This window comes from Desulfurobacterium indicum (genome assembly GCF_001968985.1).
Classification (GTDB): Bacteria; Aquificota; Aquificia; order Desulfurobacteriales; family Desulfurobacteriaceae; genus Desulfurobacterium_A; species Desulfurobacterium_A indicum.
Map to the genome: position 1 here is coordinate 1 of NZ_MOEN01000009.1, position 26,799 is coordinate 26,799.

The window sequence follows — 26,799 nt, forward strand, 5'->3', positions numbered from 1 at the left end:
TGAGGCTAAGGAAGAACTTCAGGATATGTTCTCCAGGAGGTACTCCTAATGGTTTACACAAAATTATTGACACAACCTCAGACTGAGTGTAAGAAATTTTTTCATACTATCCTCCTGAATATAAAGTTATTCTAATAAAAATTATAGTAAAATTAATTGTGCATGCAAGAATCTTAATTTAAAAATAAGGGCGGTTGAAATTTTTTTGATGGGTAAAGCTTATGGTTGGAAATGGGAGATGCCGGGCAGAAAGCCCGGCCGGTGATTAAAGGTTATAGAAAACGTCCATTCCTTTATATACGGCATTGCCGTTTAAAATTTCTTCTATTCTTAAAAGCTGGTTGTATTTAGCGTTTCTCTCACTTCTGGCTGGTGCGCCTGTTTTTATCTGGCCGGAATTAACGGCAACTGCAAGATCTGCTATAAATGGATCTTCTGTTTCGCCGGAGCGGTGAGAGATAACTGTTGTATAATTTGCCCTTTTTGCCATTTCAATGGCGTCCAGTGTTTCAGTTACCGTTCCTATCTGATTGAGCTTTATCAAAATGGAATTTGCAAATCCATCTTTTATTCCGAGAGCGAGCAGTTCGGTGTTTGTTACGAATACGTCATCACCGACAAGCTGGACTCTGTTTCCCAGAGCCGCAGTTAATAGTTTCCAGCCTTCATAGTCATTTTCAGCCATACCGTCTTCTATGCTGATTATTGGATATTTATCAACCAGATTTCTATAAAAGTCAATAAGCTCTTCTCTTTTAAGTGTTTTCCCCTCACCTGCAAGTTCATATATGCCTTCACCTTTGTAAAATTCTGAAGATGCGGCATCAAGTGCGAGCATTACATCTTCTCCAGGAACATATCCTGCATCCTCTATGGCTTTTATTATTACTTGAATGGCTTCTTCGTTAGAAGAAAGGTTTGGTGCAAAGCCGCCCTCATCACCTACATTGGTTGAGTGTCCCATCTCTTTTAGAACTTTTTTGAGTGTGTGATAAATTTCAACGCCCATTCTTAGAGATTCTGCGAATGTTTCTCCGCCTACGGGCATAATCATAAATTCCTGAATATCAACGTTGTTGTCGGCATGAACGCCGCCGTTAAGGATGTTCATCATAGGAACAGGTAGTTCTTTTGCGTTAACGCCACCTATATACTTGAACAGAGGCAGATCAAGTTCAAGGGCTGATGCTCTACATACAGCCATTGAAACGCCAAGTATTGCATTGGCTCCGAATCTGCTTTTATTTTCGGTTCCATCAAGTTCAATCATGAGTCTGTCAATGTTTGTTTGATCTGTTGATTCAAGTCCTATAAGTGCAGGGGCTATTTCCTGGTTTACATTGTTGACTGCTTTTAAAACGCCTTTTCCAAGGTATCTTTTTGGATCTTTATCTCTGAGCTCCAGAGCTTCTCTTTCTCCTGTTGATGCTCCGCTTGGAACGGCTGCTCTTCCGACAACTCCCGTTTCAAGAGTAACTTCTACTTCAACAGTTGGATTTCCTCTTGAATCAAGGATTTCCCTTGCTCTTACATCAACTATTCTGGACATCTCTCTCCTCCGCACAGGTTTTCTATCTTTTTCAATATTTTTTCGCTTCCCCGGATTTTGAAAATTCTACCATTCTTTTCGTACTGGCACTCTATTTTCAGTTTTTCAAAAGGACATTCGTCTATCAAATTTTCTGCAATTTCAGGCCATTCTATTACCTTTACTCTTTTGTCAAACAGGTATTCTTCTATGCCTATGGGTTCTAGATCCTCTGCCGAAGATAATCTGTAAAGATCAACATGTATCAGTTTATCACCATATTCCTGAACTATTGTGAACGAGGGGCTTGAAACTTCTTCCGGTGTAATGCCGAGACCTTCGGCGATGCCCCGGGTTATGCATGTTTTCCCGCAACCGAGATCTCCGGAAAGCAGAATAACGGTTCCTTCAGGAACGACTTTTCCTATGATTTTACCTAAATGGTAGGTATGTTCTGTGGAAGGTGAAAAGATTTTTATCGTCAACGTTCTGTCCTCTCACCGACAAGAGAGATGGTTGTGAAGTTTGCCTTTCGAAGTCCGTCTATTATTCGGAATACATACATATAAGGTGTTTCTCTATCTGCTCTTATATATACCCGTGCGTTTTTATTCAAAAGAGGGATAACCTGATTTATGTCTGTGTATGTTTTGCCTTTGTAAAATATTTTCCCCCACTTGTCCACCATTATCTTATTTACTATTTTGTTTTCTTTGTAGCTTATAGGTGCTCCGCCTTTAGGAACGTGTATTTTAACTTCTCCGCCGGACATAAATTCTGTACTTACGGCAAGAAAGATAACCAGCATAAGAGTAAGGTCCAGGATTGGTGATAGTATGATCTGCGCGATTGGTTTTCTTTTGCTACTTCTCAGGTTCAATTTTTACTCCTGATAAGAGTTTTATGGGCTTCTTTCCATACTTTTACCGCTTCTTTACACTCTTCTACTGAAGGGACAAGGGCTATTCTGAAAAAGCCTTCTCCTCCTTTACCGAAAAACTCTCCCGGAGAAACCACTATGCCGTATTTTAACAGATGAAGAGCATAATCTTTTGATGAAATACCTTCAGGAACTTTCACCCAGAAGTAAAAGGTTGCTTTAACATCTAAAAATTTAAAGCCTTCGTTTTTAAAAAACTCTTCGAAAATTTCTTTTTTCTTTCTGAAAGTTTCCCTTCTTTCACGGACGTGCTTTTCATCCTTCCACGCTTCTCTAGCTCCAATTTGAACAAATTCCGGGGAGCCTACTCCGAAAGATGAGCGAAACCGAAGATACTCTTTGATTATTTTTTCGTCGCCTGCGACAAAACCACTTCTATATCCTGTCATTCCGCTTCTTTTTGATAGTGAATGAAAGACCACAACATTTTCTCTGCCAATTTGGAGTGCCGATAGCGGTTTCTCCTCAAAATAGATTTCTGTGTAGCATTCATCCGAACATAGAATTATGTCGTATTCTTTGCATATTTCATATATGTCTTCAAGGTAACTTTTTGGCGCCACGGCACCTGTAGGATTGTGAGGATAATTGATCCAGACTATTCTGGTTTCTTCGAGTATAGAAGGGGATATTTTGTCCAATCTTAGCAGAAAGTTGTTTTCGAATTTAAGTGTTACCGGATTTGGAATTCCTCCTGCAAATAGTGTTCCTCGTTCATAAACCGGATATGCCGGGGTTCCGTAGATAACTCTTTTTTTATAGGATTCTTCTTCAATAAAGACAAGAGGGAAATGAAATATCGCCTCCTTTGAACCTGCTGAGGGAATTATTTCTGTTTCCGGGTTAAGTTTCACTCCGAAACGTTTGTCAAACCAGCTACTTACGGCTTCCCGCAGGTCCTTCCTGCCTTTAACAGTGGGATATTGAGACACTTCCGGTATAGCGTTTTTAACGGCTTCCCTTATGAATGGTGCGGTTGGCTCTTTCGGATCGCCTGTTCCGAAGTCATATATCTTTTTACCCTGTTTCTTTAAGTTTTCTTTTGCTTTTATAAGTTCATCCATGGGATATGGTTTCATCGCTTTTAAAATTTTGTTCATTCTGCACCTGCCATACTCATCTGATTTACTTTCAGTTTTAGCCTTAACATTTTAAATTAGTTGGAAAGTTAAAACAACTATTTTTTAAATAGCAAAGCAAGCACAACTAAGCCTAAAATAATACGATAGATGCCAAATGGTATAAATGTGTGGGTTTTTATAAATTTTAATAGCCATTTTACTGATATGTAGGCGAAGATGAATGCGGTAACGAAACCTATTATAAGTGTCGTGAGATTGTTAAACGAGAGTGTCTGGTAGTTTTTAAAAAGCTCAAGTCCCGTTGCTGCTCCCATTGTAGGTATTGCCAGCAGGAATGAGAATTCTGTTGCTGTTACTCTGTCCATTCCGAGTATAAGGCCGCCGCTTATTGTTGCTCCTGAGCGGGATGTTCCTGGAACCATTGCTAACGACTGGAAGAGTCCCATAAGAATAGATTTGGAATAGCTGATGTCTTCCGGTTTGTGAATTGTGTGTTCCTTCGCTTTATAAAGAAGTTCAATGACGATAAAGATAATACCCCATACGATAAGGGAAATACTTACTACAACGGGATTGAACAGTTTTTCTTCTATTATTTTGTGAAGAAGAAGTCCTAAAATACCTGTCGGGATAAATGCAGTTATGAGTTTTTTCCAGAGGGTGAAATTACCTTTGAGCTTTTCAAAGTAGATAAGAACAACGGCCAGTATTGCTCCAAGCTGGATTACAACTTCAAAGGTTTGCTGGAAGGCATCCTGTTTCAGTCCCATAAATGTGGAAGCTATTATCATGTGTCCTGTTGAAGATATGGGAAGAAACTCTGTTATTCCTTCTATTATGCCGAGTATTATCGAGTCAATAACTGTCATTTCAGCCCCCAAAGTGGTCAAACGAGGAAATGGTTGCAGGTTTTCCGTCTATGTATGTTCCGCTACCTTCCGTGATTCTGCCAATTATAAAGATATTTTTCTCCTTTTCAAATAGAGCTTTTAATGATTTTGGAAATGTAAAGACAAGATTAAAATCCTCGCCTCCTGAAAGGGCAAGTTTAAGGGCATTGTCACCGAAAAGTTTTTTAACTTCTTTGGAAACGGGGATTTTTTCAGATTCAAGGTTTACCGCTACTTTGCTTTGTTTTCCTATTTCGTAACAGGTAAACAGTAGGCCGTCGCTATTATCCATACAGCATTTCACGCCCGCAAGTTTTAACTTTTCTCCTGTTTCAATTGATGGATAAGGATAGAGAAACTTTTCTACCAGTTTTCGCTTTTCCAGGGTGTCTATTTTCTCGGATTCAAGTATCTTTAAACCTGCGGCTGCATCGCCGCAAGTACCTGTAACAGCAATGTAATCGCCGGGTTTTGCAGAGTTACGTGTCATTATTTCTTCAGTCTTTCCTGTTAGTGTCAGTGAAAACACTTCACAGTTTCCTCTTATCGTATCGCCGCCCACCAGAAGCACATTAAAATGCCTGCACGCAGCTGACATCCCTTTAGCAAGTTCAGTTATTTCCTTTTCTTCAAAACCTTTTTTAAGGGTAAATGATGTTACGGCAACGTGAGGTATTCCTCCCATTGAAGCTATATCGCTGACAGAAACAGCGAGCAGTTTCCAGCCGATACTTCTGTAAAGATTCGGGAAGACCTCTCTCCACTTTTTTCTGTAATGAGTGTCTTCTGCTAACGTATCAACCGTGATGAGATAGTATTCATGCCCGATTTTTATTGCAGCGGTATCGTCACCTATTCCTATGTTCCCCGGGGGATTTATAAAAAACTTAGAGAGCGTTTCTATCACTTCAAACTCTTTCAAGTTCTCTCCTTTTAAACGTTGAATCGGAAGTAGATGATGTCGCCGTCTTTTACTTCGTAATCTTTTCCTTCAAGCCTAATGAGGCCTTTCTCTTTACATTTTTGCATGGAGCCTTCTCTTATGAGATCCTCGTAACTTACAACTTCTGCACGGATAAATCCCCTTTCTATATCTGAGTGGATTTTCCCAGCAGCCTGCGGAGCTTTAGTTCCTTTTTTAATAGTCCAGGCTCTTACTTCCTGTTCTCCTGCGGTAAAGAACGTTATAAGATCAAGTAGTCTGTAGCCTTCCCTTATGACGCTGTTAAGTCCCGGTTCTTTTAATCCTAATTCTTTTAAGAATTCTTCTTTTTCTTCAGGTTCAAGTTCGGAAAGTTCAGATTCTATCTTTGCGCATATTTTAACAACCGGAGCTTTTTCTTTTTCTGCCAGCTCTTTTACCTGCTTTACGAATTCGTTATCTTCAAGGAGACCTTCCTCGTCAACATTTGCTATGTAAAGGACAGGTTTTGCAGTTAAAAGTCCAAGCTCTTTTACGAGCTTTTTGAAATCTTCACTTGCTTCTTCAAAATACGGATGGATTCTTTCGCCTCTTTCCAGTATCTCTTTCAGATTTTCCAGTATTTCTGCTTCTTTCCTTGCAGCCTTGTCACCTGATTTTGCCTGTTTTGCTACCTTTTGGAGTCTTTTTTCAACGGTTTCAAGGTCTTTAAATATCAGTTCCATGTTTATCGTTTCAATATCTCTTACTGGATTAACGCTACCGTCGACGTGAACAACGTTCGGATCTTCAAAACATCTTACAACGTGAGCTATGGCATCAACGCTCCTAATATTTCCTAAAAATTGGTTTCCAAGGCCCTCCCCTTTGCTTGCCCCTTTCACAAGTCCTGCTATATCGACAAATTCTATTGTTGTCGGGACGATTCTTTTGGGTTTGACAATTTCGGCTATTTTTTGAAGCCTTTCATCGGGAACTTCAACTATACCTACATTTGGTTCTATGGTGCAAAAGGGAAAATTGGCTGCTGCCGCTTTTGCGGAGTTTGTTAATGCATTAAAAAGAGTTGATTTTCCAACATTAGGAAGTCCTACTATTCCGCAGTTAAAGCCCATTTCTGTCCTCCATGGTTAAACAAATTGCAAGCTTAAAAGATACCCGGAAAGTGATATTATTGCAAATGGAAATATAGTTCCTAATTTTTTAGCGGATAGACTATCCAAGGAGGTACTGTAGAACTTGATAAGAATTTCGCTTGAATTAACACCAGAAGAATTTTATACCCTTGTCGGACACGGTGAAGAAAATCTTAAAAAAATTGCAAAAATTTTGGACCTTGATATAGGTTCCCGTGGAACGGAGATAATTGTTAAAGGGACCAGAGATAGTGAAGTTAAAGCAGAACGTTTCTTTAAAGACATGGAAGAGCTTTTCCATTCTGGTTATTCTCTTTCCGGTAGTGACATTCAGATGTATATAAACCAGCTTCAGAGAAATTCAGATAGCGTTGTGGTAAAGGATGAAGCCATAGTCACTACTTACAGAGGAAAGAAAATCGTTGCTAAAACACCGACACAGAAAAGATATATCAATGCAATAAGGAAGAATACGATTATTTTCGGTGTTGGTCCTGCCGGGACCGGTAAAACTTACCTTGCCGTTGCTGCTGCTGTTGCGGCTTTTAAAAGTGGACAGGTTAACAGACTTATACTTACACGGCCTGCAGTCGAAGCTGGGGAAAAGCTTGGATTTTTGCCGGGAACGTTACAGGAAAAGATAGATCCTTACTTGAAGCCTCTCTATGATGCTCTTTTTGAGATGATAGAACCGGATAAGGTTAATCTTTTGATAGAGAGAAACATTATTGAAATAGCCCCCCTTGCTTACATGAGAGGAAGAACGCTTAACGATGCTTTTATAATTCTTGATGAGGCTCAGAATACAACGAGAGAACAGATGAAAATGTTCTTAACGAGACTTGGTTTTAACTCAAAGGTTGTTATAACCGGTGATATTACGCAGATAGACCTTCCTAAAAAGAGAGATTCAGGTCTTGTTGAAGCTACGAGAATCTTGAAAAATATTGACGGAATAGAAATAGTAGAATTTAAAAGAGATGATGTTGTAAGACACAGATTGGTTCAGGAAATTATAAGGGCTTATGAGGAAAATGAAGAGTAAAAATTTAAAAGGTTATATTGAAAAGATTGTTGAGAGAGTAAGTTTACCTATCCTTGCAGTTGTTTGCTCAATATTTATTACGTTTTTAATGCTTCCTATCGGGTTTAGTCATATTCCTGAATTAAAGGTGGGAGATATATCTCCTGTTGATATTCGTTCGCCTGCAAACCTGATAATTGAGGATAAGGAAGCTACCAGGCTTAAAGTTGAAAAGGCTCTTCAAAATCTGAAGCCGGTTTTTCAGGTAAATCCTCAGGTTTTTGTGGATATTCAGAATTCTGTGGAAAAACACTTTTCGACTAACGGAACTAAGGAGGAAATAAAACCGGGATTTATCGTAGATTTACTGGAGAGATACTATTCCAGCGGTGTTATTGATGACAAAACAGCACTTAATTTTAAAGGTAAAGCTGTTGAGGTGAAAAATCCGCTTACCTCTACTGTCACGGTGAAAGAGGTTTCCACGTTTTATACCGTTTCGAAGGTAAAAAAAAGGATCCGCTCAGAACTTTTGAATTTTTACGGTAAGAAGAAGGGAACGGAGATTTATAAGTTTGTAGAACCGTTAATAAAGCCGAATATATACTATAGTCGCGAAGAGACGCTAAAAGAACAGAAGCAGATAAAGGAGAAGGTTAAGCCTGTTCTTTACGAAATAAAGAAAGGTGAGCTTATAGTAAAGAAAGGAACAAAACTTACGAAAGAAGATATACAGAAAATAAATGCAATTAAAAGTTTGAAGGCAAAAAGCAAGACAGTTAATAAGTATGTTTCTGTCTTCCTTCTCTCAATGCTTATGTTTTATCTTATTTATAAGCTCTATTTTCTTGTTAGTCCATCTGCTGCAAAAGTCACAAAAAATATAACATTTTCTTTTCTTCTAATAACACTTGACGTTTTTCTTATAAGAATTTTTACCTTTTTCGCGAAACTTGTTGTTGAGGCTATGAATCTTCCTCTAAGAGAAGATCTGATTTTTATTCCTGTTATTACATCGACAATTTTTATATCAATGTTTTTAACAAAAAAAGTTGCAGCAATACATGCGATTCCCGTTTCCATACTACCGTCATTTCTCCTTTCAAAGCCTTCGTTTTTCATAATTCCGACAATTATAGGTTCCGTATTTTCCTGTTTTGATTCGAGGACCTATAAAGACAGAAACGTTATATACAAAAGTAGCCTCTTTGCCGGTGCCGGTATTGCCGTTTCCGAAATTCTGCTACTTCTTTATTACAACGGATTCCATTTTAAAAAGGAATTTATTTTTTATCCTATGTTTGCAATTATTGGTTCGGGGATAGCTTCAATTATTGTTATCGGGCTTCTTCCTCTGTTTGGTTCTCTCTTTAAATTCACTACCGACATGGTTTATATGGAATTGATAAATTTGAATCATCCGTTACTCAGAAAGCTTGTTTTGAAAGCGCCAGGAACATACAGCCATTCAGTCATGGTAAGCACTCTTGCTGAGGCTGCTGCAGAAACTATTGGAGCAAACTCTCTTCTTGCAAAGGCGGGAGGTCTGTTTCACGATATAGGCAAGCTTAAAAATCCTCAGGCTTTTGTTGAGAATCAGCAGAACGGAATAAACATGCATGATACAATTCCTCCTGAAAAAAGTGCTGCCATACTGAGGTCTCATGTTGAATACGGTGTTGAATTGGGAAGAAAGTATGTTCTGCCTGAGCCTATTATAGACATAATTCGTCAGCATCACGGAACGAAGTTAATGAAATACTTTTATGCAAAAGCGAAAGAGCAAAATCCTGATGTTGATGAGAAACAGTTTAGATATCCGGGACCAAAGCCTCAATTTAAAGAAGCCGGTATTGTTATGCTTGCTGACACTATAGAAGCCGCTGTGAAGTCGGTTAAGGATAAAAAAGATGTTGACATTGACAGTTTGATTCACAAATTGATAATGGAAGATATAGAGGATGGACAGTTAAATCAATGTGGTTTAAGCCTTAAAGAGATTAACCTGATAGAAAAGGTGTTCAAAAAAGTTTTATCAGGTGTTTATCATAACAGAGTGGAATATCCGGAAGATGTAAAGCCAGAAGAGGGTGCAAAAAAATGATGGAAGAATTCGGAAAATCTTTGATAGTAATGGGACTTTTTCTTGCATTAGCAGGTGTTTTACTGATATTGGTTTCAAAGGCACCGGGAGGTTTTCCAATCGGAAGGTTCCCCGGCGATATTTACATAAAGAGAGATAATTTTGTATTTTACTTTCCTATAACTACAAGCATCTTGCTGAGTATCATTTTTTCCCTACTTCTATACCTGTTTTCAAGACACTAAACTATTTACCCGTCATCTTCCAGGCTCTATGCATTCGGTTCTGTCAGGGACAACAATTGTTTTTTTCATTTTTCTTCCTAAAAAAGTTTTCAATTTCAGATAGTCTTTTCTCTATCTATGTCAGGTGCATTTCAACAGTTTGCCCTTTTGAAACGTTGCAACACCAGAATTGCTCCTATATAGAGGAAAAGGATAATCCAGATGAATGGGAATGAACCAAAAGGTAGTGGTGTGGTGTCTTCCAGTTGTGGTGTCTTCCAGTTAGGATTTAATAAGTTTATTTATATCTTCTAAAACTGAAGTTAGTTGCCGTTCTAAATTATCAATAAAAATCTAAATCCCTTATAATATTTTGTTCTAAAATTCCCTCCATTTAACAAAACAGCCCCAAATTGTTGTAAAATTTCCTATTAAATCCACCCTATGTCGGAGGTTGCCTTGCCAAAACGAACGGATCTTAAAAAAATCATGATAATCGGTTCTGGTCCCATTGTGATAGGACAGGCTGCTGAGTTTGACTATTCTGGAACTCAGGCCTGTAAGGCTTTGAAAGAGGAAGGATACGAAGTTGTTCTCGTTAATTCAAATCCTGCAACGATTATGACCGATCCTGACATTTCCGATAGAACCTACATTGAACCACTTACCGTTGAGGCTGTTGAGAAGATAATCAGAAAAGAAAAACCCGACGCCCTGCTTCCTACAGTCGGCGGACAGACGGCCCTCAACCTTGCCGTGGAGCTTTATGAATCCGGCGTCCTTGAAAAGCATGGTGTTGAACTTATCGGTGCGAATGTGGAAGCCATCAAGAAGGCTGAAGACAGAGAGCTTTTTAAAGCTGCAATGCTGAAAATAGGATTAGATGTTCCAAAAAGCGGTTTTGCCCGTTCAATGGAAGAAGCAATGGAAATACTTGAAAAGGTCGGCCTTCCAGCGATTATAAGACCTTCCTTTACACTCGGCGGAGAAGGCGGCGGTGTCGCATACAACGTTGAAGAGTTTAAAGAAATTGTGAGAAAGGGACTTGATGCAAGCCCTATTACAGAAGTCCTCATAGAAGAGTCTGTTTTAGGATGGAAAGAATACGAACTTGAAGTTATGAGAGACCTGAACGATAATGTTGTTATTATCTGTTCCATTGAGAACCTTGATCCTATGGGGGTTCACACCGGTGATTCTATAACCGTTGCACCTGCCCAGACACTTACGGATAAAGAGTATCAGATTTTAAGGGACAGCGCTATCAAAATAATTAGAGAAATCGGCGTTGAAACCGGTGGTTCTAACGTTCAGTTTGCGGTGAATCCTGAAAACGGAAGGGTAATTGTTATTGAGATGAACCCGAGAGTTTCCCGTTCTTCGGCTCTTGCATCAAAGGCCACAGGATTTCCTATTGCCAAAATTGCGGCAAAGCTTGCAGTCGGCTATACACTTGACGAGCTTCCGAATGATATTACAAAAAAGACACCTGCATCTTTTGAACCAGCAATTGATTACTGTGTTGTTAAGTTCCCGAGATGGGCATTTGAGAAATTTCCGGAAGCCGATGCTGTCTTAACCACCACCATGAAGTCGGTTGGTGAGGTTATGGCTATCGGTAGAACGTTTAAAGAAGCACTCATGAAAGCTATTCGCTCCCTCGAAAATGGAAGATACGGTCTTCTCCTTAAAGATATGGATAAGGTTTCCCGTTCTGAGCTTGAATCAAAAATTGCCGTCCCGACTCCCGATAGAATATGGTATATAGCAGAAGGATTTAGAAGGGGGATGTCCATAGATGAGATATATGAACTTTCAAAAATAGATAGATGGTTTCTGCACAATATAAAACAGCTTGTTGATCTTGAAAAAGAGCTTGGCAATTATACGCTGGATGACGTTCCGGAAGAGCTTTTTAAACTTGCCAAAAAGTGGGGATTTTCAGATATATATCTTTCAAAAATCTGGAACGTTTCTCAGAAAGCTGTAAGAGAAAAGAGAGAAAAGATTGTTCCCGTTCTTTACAAAAGTGTTGATACTTGTGCAGGTGAGTTTGAGGCTTACACACCTTACTACTACTCAACATATGATGGCGTTGAGTGTGAGGCAAAGCCTTCCGATAAAAAGAAAGTAGCCGTTTTTGGTTCAGGTCCTAACCGTATAGGTCAAGGGGTGGAGTTTGACTATTGCTGCGTTCACTCTGTCTGGGCATTAAGAGAACTTGGTTACGAAGCCCACATGGTAAACTGTAACCCCGAAACAGTTTCAACAGATTACGACACGTCGGATAAGCTCTTCTTTGAGCCGTTAACACTTGAAGATGCTCTAAACATAATAAGAAAGGAGGGACACGAAGGTGTCATCGTTCAATTTGGCGGACAGACACCGCTTAAACTTTCTGTTCCTTTTGAAAGGGAAGGGGTGAAGATTTTAGGAACAAGCTCGGATAGTATTGACATAGCCGAAGACAGAGAAAGATTCAGAGAGCTTTTAAATCGTCTCGGACTGAAGCAGCCTCCTTCCGGTATTGCTCACTCCCTTGAAGAGGCAGAGAGAGTGGCCAAAGAGATAGGATTTCCGGTTCTCATGAGACCTTCCTATGTGCTTGGCGGAAGGGCTATGAGAATTGTTGACAGCATGGAAGAACTCAGAAACTACATGAATGAGGCCGTTGAGGTTTCAGAAGATAAGCCTGTTCTTATAGACAAGTTTTTAGAGGATGCCGTAGAGTTTGACGTTGATGCGGTTTGTGACGGTGAAAGGGTTGTTATCGGCGGTGTAATGGAGCATATAGAGGAAGCCGGTATTCATTCCGGTGACAGTGCATGTGTTCTTCCGACCTTTTCTGTTACGAAACAGATTGTTGAGAAGATGAAAGAGATAACGAGGAAGATAGCGGTTGAGTTAAAAGTTAAAGGTTTGATAAACATTCAGTTTGCCGTCAAGGATGGTGAGATATACATCATTGAAGTTAACCCTAGAGCTTCAAGAACTGTTCCGTTTGTTAGCAAGGCTACCGGTATTCCGCTTGCAAAGATAGCGACAAAAGTTGCCCTCGGTAAAACGCTTGACGAGCTTGGTGTCAAGGAAGTTGAACCCTCTTATTACTCCGTAAAAGAGGCCGTTTTCCCATTTAATAGATTCACAAAGGTTGATCCTGTCCTGTCGCCGGAGATGAAATCTACCGGTGAAGTTATGGGTATTGATGAAGACATTGGTATAGCGTTTTACAAAGCGCAGCTCGCAGCCGGTTCAAGGCTTCCGATAGATCCTTCAAAAGGAAAGGTTTTTGTAAGTGTGAAGGATAAGGATAAACCGAAGGTCATGAATATTGTTAGAGAGCTTATAAACATCGGTTTTGAGATTGTCTCCACCGAAGGAACTTACAGGTTCTTAAAGGAGCAGGGGCTTCCTGTTTCCATAGTTTACAAGATTCAAGAAGGAAGAAGGCCAAACATTGCAGATATGATAAAAAACAACGAAATAGCCCTTATCATCAACACTCCGACTGGTTCAAAGTCAAAGAGAGACGCAATGAGCATAAGAAGACTTGCCGTTAACTATGGGATCCCTTACTACACAACGATAAGAGGTGCTGAAGCGGTTGTTATGGCCATCAAGTCTGTAAGAGAGAAGAGCTTTGATGTTAAACCTTTGCAAGAATATCATCAATTTTAATTTCTGTCGGGAACCGTAAGGTTCCCATTTTCAATATATTTTTCGATGCTTATACCGGCTCTTGATAGATAATCTGGAAGAAAAGAAAGTAATTCTTTCACTCGTTTTTTGAGGAATTTTTCTCTTAGTTTTTCGCGATTTTTGACTGGGTTTTCCACCATTGTCACGTTAACAAACCGGATATTTGCAATCTGACATTTTCCTTCTGTTATGGAACCGAAAATTTCAACTATTACCGCTGTTAGGTTTTCCATTTTTTTGATGCTGACTGCCGTTTTCAGGTTAACGGTGGCTTTAACTTTTTCTGTTTTCAAGGCAAGTTCTGGATCAACGAACAGTTCCTGAAACGGCCATATATTTTCAATCTCTTTCAATGTTCTTCTCCAGTACTTTAAGTATCATCTCAATTTTATCAATGGAAGACGCTATCCAGACTTTTATTTCTATTTCCCTTTCGCTTCCAGACTCGCAAGCCCAGCGGTAGTTTCTGAATATGTGGTGAAACATGTCGTAGAGTATTTTTTTCTCTCTCAAGGTATTTGCGGCTTTTTTTATATTTTTTCTGGTTTTCAGGAGTTCTTTTTTCTTTTTTCTGAATACATTTCTGAAAACGCGGTTGGATAGTTTTTTCATGTCAAGGCTTGAGATTTCTCTTTCCGTTAATTTGACAAACTCTTCAAACAGCTCGTCGTGGTTTTTCGCATAGACAGGCGTCATCTCTATTTCGTGTTTAATTTTAAGCTGAACTTTCATAATGATAGAATTATAAACCAAACCTTCAAGCAGGGGTGTGATGAAGTATGAGATTTTCATATCGGAAAAACCGATAGACGGAAGGGAAATAGAAGAGATAAAAAGATTTCCAGTTATAAGGCCAGTTCAGATCCACAGCAGCACAGTAATTTTTGCCGGGAAGCGATATTCTGGAAGAAAGGGAGATGCAATTGTTACAGACAACAAAAAGGTATGGGTTGGCGTTTTAAGTGCTGACTGTCTTCCTATTCTCGTTGTGGCAAGGGGAATGGTTGCGGCTATTCATGCCGGATGGCGTGGAACATTAAAAGGCATTACGTTTAAGACTTTAAAATACATTCAAACATTTACCAATGTTCAGAAAATCGTAATTGGTCCCGGGATCTGCGGGAAGTGTTACGAAGTTGGTGAGGACGTTTACAGGCTTTTCAATCCTCACTTGAGAGACCGGCTTTTCAGACCTTATGGAAGTAAAAAATATCTATTTGATCTAAAAAAGGCAAATGTCATTCAGGCAAAGTCTGCAGGGGTAAGCCTCATAGAGGATTTAAATCTCTGCACCGTTTGTAACAACGATAGCTTTTACTCTTACAGAAAAGAGAAAACGGAAAAAGAATATTGTCCGCCATAAGGCTTTTATGAGTTTATAACCGGGAAAAAACAGCGAACTTCTCTGCCGTTTATTTTTTCTATTTCGGGGATTTCCTTCTTGCAGATCTCCTTGGCTCTCTTGCATCTTGGGTGAAACGGGCAGCCTGAAGGTCTTGATTTTATATCGGGAACATTACCGGGAAGAACTGGGAGTTTTCTTTTACCTTTTCCTTCAACTTTTGGAATGCAGGCTATCAGTCCTTTCGTGTAGGGGTGATAGGGATTTTTCAGAACATCACCTGTTTTTCCTGATTCCATGACGTATCCTGCATACATGACGTAAACTCTGTCCGTTGTTTTGGATATTACATCAAAATCGTGTGATATGAACAGTAGTCCGGTGTTTTTTTCGTTGACCAGTGAGTTAAGCAGAGAAATAATTTCCTTTTCTGTTTTTTTATCGAGGGCTGTCGTTGGTTCATCGGCTATTATAAAATCAGGATTGCATGCAATAGCCATGGCTATTATTACTCTCTGCTTCAGTCCTCCCGAAAGCTGGTGGGGATAACTTTCATATTTTATTTCTGCATCAGGTATGGCAGCTTTTTTAAGCAGGGAAATTACTGTTTTTTTCATATTTCCCGTGGTTTCTCTATGGTAAGTTATGGCTTCTGCTATTTGATCACCGACTTTCAAAAGGGGATTCAGGGAAGATGAAGGGTCCTGAAATATTACAGAAACGGTTTTCCATCTTATCTCTTTGTTAAGTTCCTTTTCACTTAAAAGGTATATGTTTTTATCGTTAACCTTCACAGTTCCTTGAATTTCAAAGCTTTCAGGCAAAAGTTTCACTATGGAAAGTGCCGTTATTGATTTTCCGCTTCCGCTCTCTCCTACTATTCCTACCTTTTCTCCTTTTTTTACAGTCAGGTTGACGTCTTTTACTATTGTGTTGTTTTTATAGAGAACGGAGAGATTTTCCAGTTCAATCATCTATTTTTACCTCTATCCAGTATGAACTTCCGGAAAACATGGTTTCGTCAAGAAAAAATTTTTCACAGGTTGGCTTTTTGCCTGTTTCTTCCTTTGCTGCAATGTAGTGAGCTACCACTTTTGGCACAGTTCCGAGGAGAAATCCGTGACTGTCTTTTATCGTGTATGTTACTGGCGTTTGCGGGTTAAGAACTTCTCTTGTCAAAACGATAGGTTCGTCAGTTTTGATGACTCTTTCCCAATTTGATCTGTATTTTCTCTCTGTTATTACGGGGAAAATATACCTGTTTTCCATGGCGAAAAATTGGTGAAAATTTTCATAGTTTTTGAGTTTAAGTAAGAATTGGAGAAGCTCTTTGTTCCCCGCGATGCCGTCAATTTTAATATATCCAAAACATTTTAAAGCGTATATACCTATAAGATACCAGAGATTTTTTTCTTCAAGAATTTTTTTCGTTTTGTTTCCAACGGCTTTAAACATTACAGGGCTTTCAGCATATAGCGATTCCATTGTAGAGAAAAGATATGTAAGATTTTCCAGTGAAAATTTGAAATCCTGGAGATTCTTGATGAGTTCGTTTCTTCTTGAAACGGCTTTTTTTCGATAAAAGAGTCTTGCCAGAAGCCATTTCTTGTTTATCCTTTCGGAGAGAAGGTTTAAAACCTCTCTATCAAGGAACCAGTTGATGTAAAGGAAGAGACGGTCTTTTTCTTTGACTATTTCAACGTAAGGTCTAAATGTTTTATGTTTGAGAATATTTTTTACAAGTGTTTTAAAGGCATTTTCAACCAATTCTGTTAGAAGTTTTTCTTCTGACGGTTTGGTTTTTATATGGCTTATTTCTATTTTAAGTTCCACGCCGTCAACAATTTCTCTTGCTACTGGCACGATCAGGACTTTTCTGTCGTGAACTATTTCGTAATTGGTGTATGCAACTCTTACTGGGAAATGAGGTTCTATCGTTTGTGAAATTGTTTCCAGAATTGAAGCGATTACGGAACTGTCTTCTTTATTTTTAAGGTCCAGTAGTTTTTTATACTTTATTTTGAAATTTTCTTCAGTTTCTTTTTGTCTGGTTTCAGGTTGGGATAGTTTTAATTTTTCAAACTTTTCCCAGTATAGAATGTCAACGTCTTCTTCGAGAGGAACAAGATCTGTGTGGATATCATCATAGCCCAATTTCATTGCGTTGTCTCTTATTCTCTTTGCCTTTTCAAAAAGTCCAATTTCCTGTCTTGATATTTTCCAGAAAGTTTCTTCTATGTGCAGAAATTCTCCTTCAACGGGAAAATAAAAGTTTTTGTAGGCTTCTATGAGGAATTTGTAGCTGTTGACCCGCTCATGCTTTTTATGAATTATCAGTTGAATGTCTATATCATTTATATGTTTGTTCGATGCTATAAGTATAGACGGCGATTTAGGAAATTGTTTTCGAAAAACTTTTATTTTTTCTGTTATGTATTTCGGAGTTAAAAAGTTTATTCCAGGTTTTTTGATCTGATCGGGAAATATGGAAAATAACATCAGGACCTTTTCTTCCGGTTTTATAAACTTTTCTTGCTTTATGGGTGTTCCGGTTTTTCCCGAAATATACATGGCAAACGGGAAGGCACACGGGTCAGCAGGATAGATGGCATTAAATTTTATGTTGAGTCTGCGTGTTCTGAAAATGAAATTATCGATAGCATCAAGTATGTTTGTCTGAGAAAGTGTTTCAACCTTATATATCGGTCTGTAAGTGCAACTGTTAACTTTCATGTTTCTCCCTGGAATTCCTTGCTATATAAATATGGATTTTACATGATGATTGTGCAAATGGAATTTGACGGAAAAGCTTAGAATGTTCTTATTTTTCTCTCTTTCAGTTTTTTTATTGTCGAGAGAAATTCGAGCTCCTGTTCTTCTAGAGCTGTTTCTATCTCTTTGATAGCTTTTTTATACATGGGGATATAGTATTTCTCAACAGCATTAACCCTTATAACTGTTTTTTTAAGCTCTTCTGCCAATCGCCAGGCTTTTATCTCCATTTCTGAAAGTTCCATAACTTTTTTGACTGCGTCTATGAATGCGGTTCTTGCAAGATCTATAAATATAGATTCGGAAACGGCATCTATGGGAAACTTTTCAAAGTTTAGTTGATATTTTATAGATGGAACGGGAATACCAATGAAGCTTTTTTCAACAGCTTCTACGGTGCCCTGTAAAGATGTTGTTTCGACCTCTTCTTTTACTGAGTCTTTTCCCTCCTCCATGTAGGCTTTTTTTAGCATTGCGTAGGCTTTCTGAACATAGATGTTAAGCTCCTGTCTGGCTTTTTCCACTTTATCAAGGTGTTTTAAGATTTCTTTTATTAGCACGTTCCGTTTGTGCTGGAGTATATCTTTTCCCTCTTCCATAACCTGCAGGTCTTTTTTAAGTTCGAGAAGTTGAGTTTTGCTTTTTATAAATTTCATCTTATGTGCTCCGCAATGTCTTCTTCCGTAAGGCGTGTGAGCTCGGTTTTTGGAAGAATGGAAAGAAGCTGCCAGCCGATCTTTATCGTTTCTTCAAGCGTTCTGTCCTCCGTTTCGGACTGTGTTAAGAACTTCTTTTCAAAAGCTCTGCCGAATTCAAGGAATTTTCTGTCGGTATCGCTGAGTTCAGATTCTCCTATGATTGCAGCTAACATTTCAACGCGCTTTGAGCGGGCGTAAGCGGAATAGATCTGGTTTGCCCAGCGTCTCTGTAGTTTGGTTATACCTTGATTCATAAGCCTTGATAGGGAAGGTAAAACGTTGATTGGCGGATATATTCCTTTTTTGAATAGCCCTCTGTCGAGGACTATTTGCCCCTCTGTTATGTATCCCGTTAAGTCGGGAATTGGATGGGTTATGTCGTCGTCAGGCATCGTAAGGACGGGAATTTGGGTAAGAGAGCCTTTTCTCCCTTTTATAAGGCCTGCTCTTTCGTATATTGTTGCAAGATCGCTATACATGTAACCGGGGTATCCTTTTCTTCCGGGAATTTCATCCCTTCTTGAAGACATTTCTCTCAGAGCATCACAATAGTTGGTCATATCGTAAAGGATCGTTACAACATCATATCCCTTCTCAAAAGCTAAAAACTCCGAAAGTGTAAGGGCAGCTCTCGGAACGAGAACATTATTAACACAGGATTCGTTTGCCAAACTCATAAAAACGGCCGTCTGGGAGAAATTACCGCTTCCCTTTATATTTTCAATCAAACTACTTGCTATTTCATACTTTATACCTATAAGTCCCAAAACTATGGCATTTTTATTGTTGTCGCCGGGAATTTTAATCTGACGAACGAGCTGTGCAACCAATTTATCGGTCGGGACACCTGAAACGGCAAATATGGGGAGTTTTTGTCCTCTGACAAGTGTGTTAAGTCCATCAATGGCTGATATGCCTGTGTGAACGAACTCATTAGGGAAGTTCCTCCAGGCGGGATTTATGGCTTTTCCGTTTATGTCTTCTTCTCGTGAAGAAACGATACTTCCAAGTTTGTCTGCAGGTTCTCCGAAAGCGTTGAATATCCTTCCTAACATCCTTTCAGAGACGGGGATTTTGAACGGTTTGCCGGTGAAGCGAACGTGAATGGCATTTACCTCTATTCCTTCAGTTTCTCCGAGAATTTCTATGAGTGTTACTTTTTCTCCAAGTTCTACGACTCTTCCCGGAAGTTTTTTATCCTTCCACCGAACATAAACTTTTTCTCCGTAGGAGACATTTTCAACTGTTTCAAACGCTAAAAGGGAGCCTTTTATACCTGTTGCACCTTCATACTCTATTATCATTTTTCCCGCTCACCGTAGATTTTTATGAGATTTTTGTAGGTGGATTCTATTTTTTCTTCAATGTTTTCAGGCACTGATTTTAAAAATCTTAACTTTACAATTTCTTCAACGATTTTCTGTCCCTTCAACGTTTTAATAGGAATTGCTGCTTCTTTTAAGCAGGCCTGCCACCAGTCATACAGGCTTTTCAAGACTTTCGCGAGTGCTATCTGCTTTTCAGGCGGACAGTAGGCATCTATCGGGTCAAATGCGTTCTGCTGAAGGAAAACTTCTTTAACTAGATTTGCTATTTCAACCGTGAGTTTTTGCTCTTCTGGAAGTGCTTCGGATCCAAGAAGTTTAACAATTCGCTGAAGTTTGTCGTCTTCCTGGAGGAGTTTCATCATCCAGCTTCTGAGTTCGTACCACTCCTTGTATATATCTTCCCACCAGACTCTTACAGTTTCACCATAGGCACTGTAACTTTGGGTGTAATTGATTGCAGGATAGAATCTTGCATTTGCAAGTTCTTTGTCAAGTGCCCAGAAAACACTTGTGAAACGTCTTGTGTGTCTTGTTACAGGTTCGGAGAAATCTCCTCCCGGCGGTGAAACGGCACCTATTATTGATAGGGAGCCAACTTTACCTGACATTGTTTCTACAAAGCCCGCTCTTTCATAAACACCGGCTATTCGGGATGAAAGGTATGCAGGAAATCCTTCTTCTATAGGAAGTTCCCCCATCCTCGTGGAGAGTTCCCTCATGGCTTCGGCCCATCGAGATGTGGAATCTGCCATTAAGGCTACGTGGTATCCCATGTCTCTGAAATATTCGGCTATGGTTATACCGAGATATATAGAAGCTTCTCTTGCCGATACGGGCATGTTTGATGTGTTTGCTATAAGGATTGTTCTTTCGATAAGTTTTTTGCCCGTTTTCGGATCTTCAAGTTCCGGAAATTTTTCAAGAACCTCTGTCATTTCATTCCCGCGTTCCCCACAGCCTATGTAAACGATGATATCTGCATCACACCATTTTGCGAGCGTCTGTTGCAGAATTGTTTTTCCAGTTCCGAATCCACCGGGAATGGAAGCCGTTCCTCCTTTTGCTATTGGGAAGAGAAAATCAATGATTCTTTGACCTGTAATAAGTGGTGTATCAGGCTTTAATCTTTTTCTGTATTTCCTTCCGAATCTTACCGGCCATTCCTGGATCATAGTTAGTTTTCTTCCATTATGAAAGCAGAGAAGTTCCTCGTTTATTGTGTAGTCTCCTTCTTCTTTTATCTCTTCTATAACTCCTTCTATGCCGTTGGGAATTGTAAGAAAATGTTTAATCGAGCTTTCTTTGACATAACCAAAAATATCCCCTTCTTCTACTTCATCTCCTTTTTTCAGTAAAGGGACAAAGTGCCATTTTTTATCTTTAGATAATGGATATACAGAAGCTCCTTTTTCTATTCTTTCTCCCAGTTTCATGAGGGGTCTTTCAATTCCGTCGTATATAGAACCTAAAAGGCCAGGGCCTAATATTGCTTTAAGCATTTCTCCTGAGAGAATTACCGGTTCTCCGAGTTTCAATCCTTCTGTGGCTTCGTAAACTTGGACGGTAATAGTATCTCTTTCTACGGAAACGATTTCACCTATTAGTTTGTCTTTGCCGACGTAAGCCACTTCAAGTAGTTTCGGTGATTCATTTTCAAGGGTTGCTTTTACTATTGGTCCTGATATGTAAGTTATTCTTGCCATTTATTAACCCTCTAAAATAGAAGCGATTTCTCTATCTATTTCTCCTTTGAATTCTTCAAGAATACTATCCAGAGAAAACTCTATTACCATTCTGTCGTGTTTAAAAATGACTCCGTTTATGTCGGTGCTTTCTGTGATGGTATATTTGTTGCCGACTGCCTTTTTAACCTGTTCTTTGAAAGAGGGAGATACTATTATCGTGCCGTCGTTAAAATTGTTCTTTATCCAGACGATAAAGCATTCCAGCATCATGGGAAAACGTTCTTTCAGCCGTTTCCTTAACTCTTTAACAAGTTCTTCTCTGACATGGACTTCTTTGTCTTCTACGGCTTTTCTGATTTTTGCGTCTATTTCTGCCATGGCGTTGAACTTGAATGATTCGAGTTCTATTTGAGCGGCTTTTAGCTTTTCCTGATATAGTCTTCTGCCTTCACGCTCTGCTTCTATCAATTTTTCCTGAGCAAAGGCTTTCGCAGAATTTACTCTGTCCCTTGCTATCTCTTTTGCCCTTTCAAGAACCTTATCTTTGAATTTACTGAAGTCTGACTCCGAGAACACTTGCCAAAAACTCCTTTAAGCTTTGTTTAGATGTTGTTCCATCAATTGACGGAACAAATACTACTGCCGGTAAAGCTTTCTTTCCAAGTTTTTTCTTTAACTCTTTGTCGAAAGCGTCGGCAAATTTTTCTGATACTACCAGAATTGCCACTTCCGGATCGGAAAGGATTTCAGAAGTAACATTTTTGAAAGCAGTTTCATCTTCTGCCGTTGCTGTTTCAAGTCCTGCAAGCTTAAAACCCACGCATTCGTCTTCCGTTCCAACAAATATGATTCTCATCCTACTTTTCCCAGTATTAAGATGGCTATGATTAGTCCGTAAATGGCAATACCTTCAGCAAGTCCTAAAAATACGATTGCTTTTCCCGAAATTTCGGGTTTTTCACCTATTGCTCCCATTGCTGCTGAGCCGACAAGACCGACAGCGGCTCCGGCTGCTATTGTTGAGCAGGCTACGGATATTGCAGCTGACAGATATGCCCACATTGCATCACCGGCCAGAGCGATTGCCGGAAACATTACTAAAAGAAGCGTTCTTAGTGCTGTTTTTCTCATTTCTCTTCCTCCAATTTGAATGGCTTGAAGGGTTTTCCTCCACCTTTGAAAAACTTTCCGAAAAATTCGTAGTATTCGAGTCTCATTGTTTGAATTGAAACTACGAGAGCTTCAAGGACAATGACGATGATGTTACCTATTATCATGGTAATCCAGTATCCTGCTCCGTGATGTCCATCTGGTGATATAGCTCTTGCAATTGTGAAAATTGCAAGCATGAGAGCTGCATGTGCAAGGGCAAATGCGCCAAGTCTTACGAAAGATACAGTCCCTGTTATATTTTCAAGTAGTGACATAAAACCGTCAAGGAAAGAGCCGAAAACCTGCTTTTTCTTGTAAATTTCATATCCTACGGTGATTATAACCATCACGGCAACTATGATTAGTTCGGTTTTTACATTTCCTTTAAATACTACTGCCTTTATGGCAATACCTATTAAAAACCAGTAAATTAAAAACCACAAAATTCCACCTTCTCCTGCTAGCATCTCTCCGAATTCTTTTTTTCTGTATTGTGTGATTATGTTAAGTATAAATCCTACTGAAAGCACAAGTATGCCTATTGCTATACTGAATATGATAAGTTTGTCTATGTTTTCCATTGGATTAAAGAGTAGAGGATGGATCAGATGTTCGTCTCCGAAAACTGAACCATAGAGAAGACCAAAAATTGCAGAGCTTATTCCGCAGAATATCAAAACTTTACCGTAACTTTTAAAGGTTTCTGTTTTCTTTGAGAGTATGTATCCCGCAATGGAAAGGACTATTCCGTGGCCAACGTCACCGAACATTACGCCAAAGAGCAGAACAAATATAAAGGCGAAAAAAGGTGTTGGATTAAGTTCCTTGTATGAAGGGTATCCGAAACCTGTTACAAGTTCTTCAAAGGGTTTCAGTAATCTCGGTGTTTTAAGGAGCACAGGGGCATCTTCAGGTTCGCTGAAGATCACTCTGGAATGTTTTAAAGCTTTTACTATTTCATCCTTTTTATCTTCCGGCACCCATCCTTCGATGATGTATCCTTCTGCCGTTCTTTTAACCAGATTTTCAGTTTCAAGTATTTTTTTCATGATATTTAGTTTTCTTATTATTTCTAACAGTTTTTCTCCGTATTCGTTTACCGCCTTTTCTTTCTCTTTTAGATATAGTTCTCTTGTAGCTAAAACTTTGTTTTTTGTTTCGGTTAGAAAGTCATTATTGTTTAAGACCTTTCCTTCTGTTTTTTCTATACCTTTTTGAATAACATCTTCTAGATCATCCGTATAGAGTATGGCAACAGCGACGCTGCCCTCGCTTAGCGGTTCATGAACAGTAAAGGCTTTATAGCTTTTGGCTGTTAGTAGCAGTGATTCTGCCGTGTCGGAAGGAACAAGAACGGCTTTTAATTTTATGAATGACAGGTTTTTGACAAGAGTTTCAATGTCCAGGTCTTCTCTAAGTGTTTCTTTTACTTTTTCTGCTGTAAGGACATCTTTTGTTCGTTGTTCTACTTTTTTTCCTTCAGAAGATAACTTATCTATGATTTTGGATATGTCATTAAGTATGACCTCTATTTTGTCTATTTCTCTTGGAATTTCCTCAAGCTGAATATCCCTGACTTCTACTATTTTTTCTTGAACACCAAGGGCATCAAGGTTGCTTTTCGCAAGAGAAAGCAGTGTATCTACACGGTTAATTTCTGTTTCAAAGATTCTGTTTTTGTTTCTGTCATCTATGTGAAGTGCTCCGATTTTTCCCAGAGATTCTATTTCCGTGTCAAGGTATTCTTCTGGTATTGTGATTGTTACTCTATACATCTTTTCCGGAAAAATCATTATACACCTACCAACATTCTTTTAATTTCTTTTTCTGGAAGTCCGAAGTAGATTCCCTCTATACATGCTTTTAAATTTTTTATTTCAATTTCTTTTAGTCTTAACAGCGCGAAAGGTATTGAAAGCTTAAAAGGATAACCGAACCATACTTTGTTTACGGTATTTATATGATATCTGTAAAGTTCTTTTCTTAAGTCGGTGAAATCTTTAACCGGATTTTTAAAAATTTCCGGAAATGCATAGGTTATATTTGAAAGTTTATCTACTTCCAGTAGCTTTTTTATGTTTTTGTCATTTATTTCGTTCCCAAATGGAATTATAAAGTTGAGTATGCTTTTTTCGTCAAGTTTGTAGATAAATTTGAGCCGAACAGCAGTCATTATATTTATCAGGTCAAAGTAACTTCCTGCAATGGTTTTTAAATCTTTCCTGTCTTCTCTGTCAAGATTGTTTATTGCTTTTTTTAGAGATTCTACGTATTCTTTGTCCATTTTACTGAAAAGCTTTCTGGCGTCTTTTCTGCTTTTAAGTTTCTTTTTCTTTTCTCTGAGTTCTTTTCTTCCCATAAAGAAAAGAAAGAAGACTTCTTTTTCCCTTTTTGAAAGTTTGTCGGTAACTTTTTTGTAGAGGTATTGAAAATAAGCGTCAAGCCCTTTTGACATAGATTTTTCCAGAGCGGATTTTATAAACTTTTCATAGGGAGTGCTTTTTATCGTGACGAGTATATCACCGACTGTGGTTGCTGTTACTAGCTGTTCAAAGGTGCTTTTTTCCAGCAACGTTGACTTTATCGTCCGGCACATGGCGTTTGTATAGCTAAATTTAAGAGGTCTCGTTAACCACAAATCCTCCCCCTAAGGTCCTCAAATATCTTTTCAATAAACTTTTCCCTGTTTTCTTCGGAAAGCTTTTCGAATCCAAATATGATCTTTTCAAGTTCAGATTCTTTTTCTCTTCTGTATTTTTCAACTTCCTGACGGATCTTTTCAGAGAGTTTCTCTTTTTCTTTTTCGGCTTTTTCTATGTAGGAATTGATAATTCTGGAGTAGCTTTTATTGGCTTCTTCGATAATCTGAGAAGCAGAGCCTTCTGCAGATTTAACTATCGAAGAAGCTTGCTCATCAAGGTTCAAGAGGCTTTTTGTAAGATTCCCCATCTTGTTGTTCCTCTATAGCTATTTTAACTGCCTCTTTTAATAATTTTAGCTTATTATTCTTTTTCTGTAAAGCTGGGAAAAGAGCCTGGAATCCGTTCTTTTCTATTTCTTTTATTCGCATTTCTTCAAGCCGTACACTTCTTATCTCTCCGGACAATCCTATTTCTCCAAAGACGGCAATATTTTCCTTAACAGGTTTTCCGAGATAACTTGATGCAATTGCCAGAGCTACGGGTAGGTCAACAGCTGGTTCTTTTATTTTTACACCGCCGACTATGTTTACAAAGATGTCAAAATTTCTCAATGGATATCCCAACTCTTTCTCAAGAACGGCGATGATGATGGAAAGTCGGTTTGCATCTATTCCTTTTGCCCTTCTCTGAGGGGTTGAGAAAACAGCTCTTGAAACGAGAGCTTGAACTTCTAAAAGGAGTGGTCTTGTTCCTTCTATACCGCAGTAGATAGTAGAGCCGGGTTTTCCGACAGGTCGTTCTGATAAGAAAAAGAGGGAGGGATTCTTAACCTCTTTCAATCCTTTTTCTTCCATTTGAAAAACTGCTATCTCTCCCGTTGAACCAAAACGGTTTTTTAGCGCTTTTAAAATTCTAAAATTGTGACCTCTGTCTCCCTCAAACTGGTAAACTGCATCAACAATGTGTTCGAGAACCTTTGGTCCTGCTATTGAGCCTTCTTTGTTAACATGTCCTACGATGAATGTGGTTATTCCTTTTGATTTTGATAAGTTAGTTATAAAGGCTGTTCCTTCTCTTACTTGAGATACTGACCCTGCAGCTGATTCAATGTGTGGAAGATAAACCGTTTGGATAGAATCTATTATTAAAAACGCCGGTTTTTCCTTCTCTATAAAATTTTTTATTTCTTCGAGGTTGTTATTTGCAAGAACGAGTATGTTCGGACTTGATATTTCAAGTCTTCTTGCTCTCATGGATATCTGTTGAGGAGATTCTTCGGAAGAAATGTAAAAGACTTTTCCGTAATTTGACAGCTTTTCGGAAAGCTGGAGTAAAAAGGTGGATTTACCTATGCCAGGTTCACCGGATAGAAGGGACACGGAACCTTTTACGATACCACCGCCTGCAACTCTGTCAAACTCCTCAATTCTGGACAGATATCGTTCTTTTTCTATTTCGCATATTTCTGTAATAGGTGTTGGTTTTTCAGAAGAAGCATTAATCCATGAAACCGATACTTTGTTTCTATGTTTGGATATTACTTCTTCTACAAAAGTACCCCATTCACCGCATTCAGGACACCTTCCCGACCAGGTGGGGCTTTTATACCCGCACGATTGACAAACGTAAACAGTTTTTTTCTTAGCCATCTC

26 protein-coding genes are annotated in these 26,799 nt (G+C 38.9%); 5 read left to right on the forward strand and 21 right to left on the reverse strand.

The genetic code is table 11. From position 1 onward, the window contains the following. Positions 1–265: 265 nt before the first annotated feature. From eno to ychF, 7 genes are all read right to left on the reverse strand, one after another. Positions 266–1,549 (reverse strand): phosphopyruvate hydratase, encoded by a 1,284-nt coding sequence (gene eno, locus BLW93_RS03400; protein ID WP_076712709.1) that lies wholly within the window; start codon positions 1,547–1,549, stop codon positions 266–268. Then, positions 1,537–2,013, reverse strand: a complete 477-nt coding sequence (tsaE, locus tag BLW93_RS03405) for a tRNA (adenosine(37)-N6)-threonylcarbamoyltransferase complex ATPase subunit type 1 TsaE (RefSeq protein WP_078058116.1) — start codon at positions 2,011–2,013, stop codon at positions 1,537–1,539. Before tsaE ends, eno begins: the two co-directional genes overlap by 13 nt. Beyond that, positions 2,010–2,408 carry an ExbD/TolR family protein gene (locus BLW93_RS03410; RefSeq protein ID WP_076712710.1) on the reverse strand — a complete coding sequence of 133 codons (399 nt, stop codon included), beginning with the start codon at positions 2,406–2,408 and terminating at the stop codon, positions 2,010–2,012. The genes tsaE and BLW93_RS03410 overlap by 4 nt, the downstream gene beginning before the upstream one ends. Further along, the gene (dapC, locus tag BLW93_RS03415; RefSeq protein ID WP_076712711.1) at positions 2,405–3,568 is read right to left on the reverse strand and encodes a succinyldiaminopimelate transaminase; all 1,164 of its coding nucleotides are present in this window, start codon (positions 3,566–3,568) and stop codon (positions 2,405–2,407) included. The genes BLW93_RS03410 and dapC overlap by 4 nt, the downstream gene beginning before the upstream one ends. 77 nt (positions 3,569–3,645) lie before the next feature. Next, positions 3,646–4,419: an undecaprenyl-diphosphate phosphatase gene (locus BLW93_RS03420; protein WP_076712712.1), complete on the reverse strand. Its 774-nt coding sequence runs from the start codon at positions 4,417–4,419 to the stop codon at positions 3,646–3,648. 1 nt (position 4,420) lies between these two features. Beyond that, a complete protein-coding gene (gene thiL / locus BLW93_RS03425; protein ID WP_076712713.1) occupies positions 4,421–5,362 on the reverse strand; it encodes a thiamine-phosphate kinase in 942 nt (313 codons plus the stop codon). Positions 5,363–5,373: 11 nt separating this feature from the next. Next, entirely contained in the window at positions 5,374–6,477 is a 1,104-nt protein-coding gene (gene ychF / locus BLW93_RS03430; RefSeq protein ID WP_076712714.1) for a redox-regulated ATPase YchF, read from the reverse strand. Between the two features lie 124 nt (positions 6,478–6,601). Here ychF and BLW93_RS03435 point away from each other — a divergent pair, with 124 nt between their 5' ends. The 4 genes from BLW93_RS03435 to carB all read left to right on the forward strand — a co-directional run bounded on the left by BLW93_RS03435 (position 6,602) and on the right by carB (position 13,507). Then, positions 6,602–7,543: a PhoH family protein gene (locus BLW93_RS03435; protein WP_076712715.1), complete on the forward strand. Its 942-nt coding sequence runs from the start codon at positions 6,602–6,604 to the stop codon at positions 7,541–7,543. Next, positions 7,533–9,626 carry an HD family phosphohydrolase gene (locus tag BLW93_RS03440; protein WP_076712716.1) on the forward strand — a complete coding sequence of 698 codons (2,094 nt, stop codon included), beginning with the start codon at positions 7,533–7,535 and terminating at the stop codon, positions 9,624–9,626. The genes BLW93_RS03435 and BLW93_RS03440 overlap by 11 nt, the downstream gene beginning before the upstream one ends. After that, entirely contained in the window at positions 9,626–9,850 is a 225-nt protein-coding gene (locus BLW93_RS03445; RefSeq protein WP_076712760.1) for a DUF2905 domain-containing protein, read from the forward strand. Before BLW93_RS03440 ends, BLW93_RS03445 begins: the two co-directional genes overlap by 1 nt. A gap of 438 nt (positions 9,851–10,288) precedes the next feature. After that, on the forward strand, positions 10,289–13,507 hold the full coding sequence (gene carB / locus BLW93_RS03450; RefSeq protein WP_076712717.1) for a carbamoyl-phosphate synthase large subunit: 3,219 nt from the start codon (positions 10,289–10,291) through the stop codon (positions 13,505–13,507). Here carB and BLW93_RS03455 read toward each other — a convergent pair. Beyond that, positions 13,504–13,881 carry a hypothetical protein gene (locus BLW93_RS03455; RefSeq protein WP_076712718.1) on the reverse strand — a complete coding sequence of 126 codons (378 nt, stop codon included), beginning with the start codon at positions 13,879–13,881 and terminating at the stop codon, positions 13,504–13,506. The two genes, carB and BLW93_RS03455, sit on opposite strands and share 4 nt — an antisense overlap. After that, a complete protein-coding gene (locus BLW93_RS03460) occupies positions 13,868–14,320 on the reverse strand; it encodes a hypothetical protein (RefSeq protein WP_144443997.1) in 453 nt (150 codons plus the stop codon). The genes BLW93_RS03455 and BLW93_RS03460 overlap by 14 nt, the downstream gene beginning before the upstream one ends. Here BLW93_RS03460 and BLW93_RS03465 point away from each other — a divergent pair. Continuing rightward, the gene (locus BLW93_RS03465) at positions 14,301–14,891 is read left to right on the forward strand and encodes a purine nucleoside phosphorylase YfiH/LACC1 family protein (protein ID WP_245791988.1); all 591 of its coding nucleotides are present in this window, start codon (positions 14,301–14,303) and stop codon (positions 14,889–14,891) included. The two genes, BLW93_RS03460 and BLW93_RS03465, sit on opposite strands and share 20 nt — an antisense overlap. A gap of 5 nt (positions 14,892–14,896) precedes the next feature. Here the strand turns inward: BLW93_RS03465 and BLW93_RS03470 are convergent, their stop codons facing one another. The 12 genes from BLW93_RS03470 to radA all read right to left on the reverse strand — a co-directional run bounded on the left by BLW93_RS03470 (position 14,897) and on the right by radA (position 26,796). Then, entirely contained in the window at positions 14,897–15,844 is a 948-nt protein-coding gene (locus BLW93_RS03470) for an ABC transporter ATP-binding protein (protein ID WP_076712720.1), read from the reverse strand. Then, entirely contained in the window at positions 15,837–17,603 is a 1,767-nt protein-coding gene (locus BLW93_RS03475) for a hypothetical protein (protein WP_076712721.1), read from the reverse strand. Before BLW93_RS03475 ends, BLW93_RS03470 begins: the two co-directional genes overlap by 8 nt. Before the next feature lie 77 nt (positions 17,604–17,680). After that, the gene (locus BLW93_RS03480) at positions 17,681–18,298 is read right to left on the reverse strand and encodes a V-type ATP synthase subunit D (protein ID WP_076712722.1); all 618 of its coding nucleotides are present in this window, start codon (positions 18,296–18,298) and stop codon (positions 17,681–17,683) included. Continuing rightward, positions 18,295–19,644: a V-type ATP synthase subunit B gene (locus tag BLW93_RS03485; RefSeq protein WP_076712723.1), complete on the reverse strand. Its 1,350-nt coding sequence runs from the start codon at positions 19,642–19,644 to the stop codon at positions 18,295–18,297. The genes BLW93_RS03480 and BLW93_RS03485 overlap by 4 nt, the downstream gene beginning before the upstream one ends. Continuing rightward, the gene (locus BLW93_RS03490) at positions 19,641–21,371 is read right to left on the reverse strand and encodes a V-type ATP synthase subunit A (RefSeq protein WP_076712724.1); all 1,731 of its coding nucleotides are present in this window, start codon (positions 21,369–21,371) and stop codon (positions 19,641–19,643) included. The genes BLW93_RS03485 and BLW93_RS03490 overlap by 4 nt, the downstream gene beginning before the upstream one ends. Before the next feature lie 3 nt (positions 21,372–21,374). Further along, complete coding sequence (locus BLW93_RS03495) at positions 21,375–21,929, reverse strand: hypothetical protein (protein ID WP_076712725.1); 555 nt, start codon at positions 21,927–21,929, stop codon at positions 21,375–21,377. Next, on the reverse strand, positions 21,904–22,209 hold the full coding sequence (locus BLW93_RS03500) for a V-type ATP synthase subunit F (RefSeq protein WP_076712726.1): 306 nt from the start codon (positions 22,207–22,209) through the stop codon (positions 21,904–21,906). The genes BLW93_RS03495 and BLW93_RS03500 overlap by 26 nt, the downstream gene beginning before the upstream one ends. Then, positions 22,206–22,484, reverse strand: a complete 279-nt coding sequence (locus BLW93_RS03505) for an ATP synthase subunit C (protein WP_076712727.1) — start codon at positions 22,482–22,484, stop codon at positions 22,206–22,208. The genes BLW93_RS03500 and BLW93_RS03505 overlap by 4 nt, the downstream gene beginning before the upstream one ends. Next, entirely contained in the window at positions 22,481–24,298 is a 1,818-nt protein-coding gene (locus BLW93_RS03510; RefSeq protein WP_076712728.1) for a V-type ATP synthase subunit I, read from the reverse strand. Before BLW93_RS03510 ends, BLW93_RS03505 begins: the two co-directional genes overlap by 4 nt. Beyond that, positions 24,298–25,143 (reverse strand): V0D/AC39 family V-type ATPase subunit, encoded by an 846-nt coding sequence (locus tag BLW93_RS03515; protein ID WP_076712729.1) that lies wholly within the window; start codon positions 25,141–25,143, stop codon positions 24,298–24,300. The genes BLW93_RS03510 and BLW93_RS03515 overlap by 1 nt, the downstream gene beginning before the upstream one ends. Beyond that, positions 25,134–25,454, reverse strand: coding sequence for a hypothetical protein (locus BLW93_RS03520; protein ID WP_076712730.1), 321 nt, complete (start codon positions 25,452–25,454; stop codon positions 25,134–25,136). Before BLW93_RS03520 ends, BLW93_RS03515 begins: the two co-directional genes overlap by 10 nt. After that, a complete protein-coding gene (gene radA, locus BLW93_RS03525; protein ID WP_076712731.1) occupies positions 25,420–26,796 on the reverse strand; it encodes a DNA repair protein RadA in 1,377 nt (458 codons plus the stop codon). Before radA ends, BLW93_RS03520 begins: the two co-directional genes overlap by 35 nt. Positions 26,797–26,799: the final 3 nt, after the last annotated feature.